The 4,635-nt window shown below is 52.5% G+C and carries 3 protein-coding genes and 1 pseudogene; 2 read left to right on the top strand and 2 right to left on the bottom strand.

Annotated features, from left to right (window positions below):
- Positions 1-328: 328 nt before the first annotated feature.
- Entirely contained in the window at positions 329-1,795 is a 1,467-nt protein-coding gene (locus ACQKE4_RS20025) for a DASS family sodium-coupled anion symporter (RefSeq protein ID WP_016914153.1), read from the top strand.
- Between the two features lie 65 nt (positions 1,796-1,860).
- Here the strand turns inward: ACQKE4_RS20025 and ACQKE4_RS20030 are convergent, their stop codons facing one another.
- A complete protein-coding gene (locus ACQKE4_RS20030) occupies positions 1,861-2,097 on the bottom strand; it encodes a CsbD family protein (RefSeq protein ID WP_427389979.1) in 237 nt (78 codons plus the stop codon).
- Between the two features lie 49 nt (positions 2,098-2,146).
- Positions 2,147-2,905 (bottom strand): annotated as a pseudogene (locus ACQKE4_RS20035) (DUF2955 domain-containing protein); the annotation flags it as partial.
- Positions 2,906-3,002: 97 nt separating this feature from the next.
- Here ACQKE4_RS20035 and ACQKE4_RS20040 point away from each other — a divergent pair.
- Positions 3,003-4,193 carry an IS110 family transposase gene (locus tag ACQKE4_RS20040; RefSeq protein ID WP_427389980.1) on the top strand — a complete coding sequence of 397 codons (1,191 nt, stop codon included), beginning with the start codon at positions 3,003-3,005 and terminating at the stop codon, positions 4,191-4,193.
- Positions 4,194-4,635 lie beyond the last annotated feature (442 nt).

Raw genomic sequence — 4,635 nt, forward strand, 5'->3', positions numbered from 1 at the left:
AGACAAAGAACGGGAGAAGAGTGTCTGAATTTGCGATTTTTTGTCGGCTTAAGTGAGAGCTGACGAATATCGGCAGTTATTCAGACCTTCCCTAAATAAACCATTAGCTATTCATTTTAAAAATACATTTGCAACAGCAATCCGATTATATAAAAACAAAAATAAAGCTTTTAAATTAGATGACTTACAGATCGTCACATAAAAAACAACTACACTATAAAATCATCTCTATTGAGCCAACAATTGACGTAGCGCAAGTTATCTAACGTCCAAAAATATAAACTAAATCAAGAGTTAAAGAGCTTTTTTTAATCTATAGGTACCCATTATGTCGACACTACCTTTCAACCCCTGGTCGGCCGCAATTGCTGTGGCCACCACTCTATTGATTTGGCTGGTGATTCCTTTGCCAGAAGGGCTGACGCCAAACGCTTGGCTCATGCTGGCAATATTTGTCGGCACTATTGTCGCTATCATCGGCAAAGCCATGCCTATTGGGGCGATCTCTGTGGTTGCGATTTCTATTGTCGCGGCAAGTGGCGTGACCGGCGACACGCCAAGCGAGGCCATCAATGTCGCCTTAAGCAGTTATGCCAACCCACTTATTTGGTTAATTGCCATTGCGATTATGATTTCGCGAGGGTTAATCAAAACCGGTTTAGGCGCGCGCATTGGTTACTATTTCATTTCTATTTTCGGCAAACGTACGCTGGGGATCGGCTATGGCCTCGCCTTTTCAGAGCTAACAATTGCACCAGTTACCCCGAGTAATACGGCGCGAGGTGGCGGTATTATCCACCCCATTATGCGCTCTATCGCTCACAGCTTTGACTCACATCCTGAAGACAACACGTCGGGCAAAATCGGCAAATATCTAGCGCTGGTGAATTACCACAGCAACCCCATCACCTCGGCTATGTTCATCACCGCCACCGCTCCTAACCCATTAACCGTTCAACTTATCTCGTCCGCCACTGGGGCGGAAATACAGCTGAGCTGGTTAACCTGGGCGATCGCCATGCTGCTGCCGGGCTTGGTCGCCATCCTGGCGATGCCGTACATTCTGTACCTGCTTTACCCACCGGAAATTAAAGAAACCCCGAATGCCACTCAATTGGCGAGAGACAAACTTGCCGAACTAGGAAAACTAAGCCGAAACGAAGGCATCATGCTGTTCGTTTTCTTAGTGCTGCTTTTGCTTTGGGCGGATATCCCAGCGATTTTCCTGGGGGATGCGGTCACGCTTAATACCACCACGTCTGCGTTTATTGGCTTGTCGCTACTCCTGCTAACAGGTGTTTTGACCTGGGAAGATGTGCTGAAAGAAAAAAATGCGTGGGATACGCTGTTGTGGTTTGGTGCTCTTATCATGATGGCTAGCCAACTTAACGAAACAGGCCTTATTAGTTGGTTTTCAGCGAATATGCAGAGCTGGATTACCACGATGGGGATTGGTTGGGCGGGAGCCTCTGCACTCTTGGTACTCACCTTTCTTTATACCCATTACTTTTTCGCCAGCACGACTGCACACATCACCGCGATGATGGCAGCATTTCTCACCGTTGGCTTAAGCCTCGGCGCCCCACCTATGCCTTTTGTGCTGATTATGGCGGCCACATCTTCGATTATGATGACCTTAACCCATTACGCCACAGGCACCTCACCAGTCATCTTTGGCTCAGGCTACCTGACGCTGGGAGAGTGGTGGAAAGCAGGTTTCATTATGAGCGTGGTGAACCTGCTCATTTGGGTAGTCGTTGGTGGTTTATGGTGGAAGCTGCTTGGCCACTACTGAGTTACCACCTAAAAGCCAACAGAGGTTATTGACCTCTGTTGGCATTGAAATGCCCTGGCTAGGCGCTATTTCTTAGCCTTCTCTTTGGCCTTACCTTTACCTTTCTGCAGCTCGCCCTTTACTTGTTGGGCTTTACCCTTAGATTCTGTTTTACTACTGCCGGTTACTTTGCCAGCTGCTTCCTTCACTTTTCCGGCGGCCTTATTGACAGTACCTTTCACTTTATCTTCTTTGCCACTTGCCATGACGAACACCTCTAATCCGTTAGTGGGGATGATGCCGCTCACTAAGTGAATACTCACTTCGAATGGCGACACCTTCCTTAGCGTAGCCTTTGTTAGAAAAGTTACCTCAATTACTTTTAGGCAGGCGCGTTGGCTGCCAACTATTTAGCAAACAGTGTAAACAAGCCATTACCAACAAGGTGCCCACGAGCGCAACGCTCATCGAAGAGAACCGATAAAGCGCACTATAAACAAGGTCTTGCTGCGGGCCTAACGACTGGCCAAAGAGAATGCCCAACGTTGTCAGCCCTCCAAAGCCAATGCCTGAGCCGCCACCTTCCAAAATATGTTCTCTAGCAAACAGCATTAGTCCAAGCCAATAGAGCAAAATCACCAGCAAAAAATGATGGCTTTGGGTGTAAAGCAATAGCTGCATTGCCAGCGCCAGATTACAGCCCAGTAGCGTGCCAATTGCTCGCTTACCTGCCGACACTCGAGCGCCGGAATAACCTAAAGCAAACAGAATCAGAATGGTGGCCATTTGCGCTGACAGTGAATCGCGGAGGTCAAACATTTGGAACACTACAAACGAGAGTGTGGCCGTAATGCCGCCCATCAATGTTTCATGGCGAATTTGGGCTACAGGCTTTGCACCACGCGGTGGTAGCTGGCGAGGTTCAACATCGGGAAATAGCGTATGCATCAACATGGCGATAAATACCGCCAGCAGGCTGGCCATAATATTACTCGCCAAGAGATCGCTTAAATCAACACCAGGGTAGCTAGCAAAGTGCAGCAATATGCTTAGCGTCAACACGCCATTCGCGCCAAACAGAAACAGCGGGCCTTTTGCCATTAGATTGAAGCGCAGCAAAAACAGACCTAGACATGATGTTTTGACCTGCCCGTCCTCAACGATCGTGGATTATCGTTGGGATGGGTAAACAACCCCTGAGACAGAGCCACATTGAGGAGGGCAGGTCATGACCAAGTTTAACGTTGAACACGCGTCACTTCACATCGCCGGCGCTTCTGTCGTACCGGCGCAGCCGACGGTTCATACCGCCTACGTGGGCTTGGATGTGCACAAGGAGACGATAGCGATCGCCGTTGCTGAACCTGGTCGGCAGGAGCCAGGGTATGAAGGCGAGATTGCCAATACGCCCAAGCGGGTCGAGCGCAAGATTCAACAGCTCAGCGAGCGGTATGGCGGGGGCCTGCTGCAGTTTGTCTATGAGGCGGGCCCTTGCGGGTATGGCCTGTATCGCCAACTGCTGGCCAGCGGCCATGATGTCCAGGTGGTGGCGCCATCGCGGATTCCGAAGGCGCCCGGTGAACAGATCAAGACGGATCGGCGTGATGCGATCAAGCTGGCCCGACTGGCACGCAGTGGCGATCTGACGCCGGTATGGGTTCCGGATACCGAGCAGGAGGCCATGCGCGACCTGACCCGGGCGCGTGATGACATGAAGGCTCAGGAGCGCAAGGCGCGCCAGCAGCTGAACGCCTTTGTGCTACGCCACGGTCATCACTGGCCTAAGGGCCGTACCCGCTGGACCCAGACCCATTTCAACTGGCTGGAGTCATTGCGGTTCGAGCACGACTGGCAACAGGTAGTGTTGCAGGAGTATATCGATGCCGTCAGGGCGGCGACCCGACGGGTGGCTGATATAACGACCCAGATGGAACGGGCCTTGCCACAGTGGTCTCTGGCCCCCGTGGTGGAGGCGTTGGTTGCCTTGCGCGGTATCGACAAACTGGCGGCCATGGTGCTGATGGCGGAGTTGGGCGACATCAGCCGCTTCGATTCGCCCCGTCAGCTGATGGGCTTTCTGGGGCTCGTACCCAGCGAGCACAGTAGCGGCTCGCGCCGACGCCAGGGGGCGATCACACTCACCGGTAACAGTCATGCCCGGCGAATGCTGGTGGAGTCGGCCTGGAGCTATCGCTTCCCGGCACGCCAGACCGGCCACTTGAAGCGTAAGGCGGCTAATGCGCCCGAGGAGGCCAGAGCCATTGCCTGGAAGGCTCAAAAGCGCCTGTGCGGGCGCTACCGGGACCTGACGCGGGCGGGAAAGAACACCAAGCTGGTGTGTGTCGCCGTGGCGCGCGAACTTACGGGCTTTATCTGGGATATTGTCTGCCGAGTGATGCCCGCAACGCACGCGGTGTGAGAGGCCGTAGCCATTAAGCCGGAAGCGAATTCAAGGCATCGGAAATCATGCTAATGGAGGTAACAGGCACTTTGAGTCAGGGCAGGATCGGGCCGGTGTGGAGAACCCTTGGCCGGGTTATACCGGCACTTGTCAGGGATAATCTCAAAGGGCGTTCCCGGCAAGTGATCCCTGCTGCTAGAGAAAGGCAAGCTCCGCGACGCAGTGAAGTCAGGTGGTACCCAATCCACGTATATCAGCATGATCCACCGTCGCAGTCTGCCCGATTCTGTCCTGGCCCAAGGTGCCTGCCATCGGGAGGTGCAACATGTAAAGTCCGTGCAAGCCTTGACAGGTCAAAACATATCAGCCCGGATTTCTCACAGGGTATAAAAGAAAGCGGCTGAAAGTGCTATGATTTCAAGAACCTAACCAATCCATCAAGCACCAACAGCCGCTTCCA

This window comes from Halomonas sp. NPDC076908, assembly GCF_050269715.1.
Classification (GTDB): domain Bacteria; phylum Pseudomonadota; class Gammaproteobacteria; order Pseudomonadales; family Halomonadaceae; genus Vreelandella.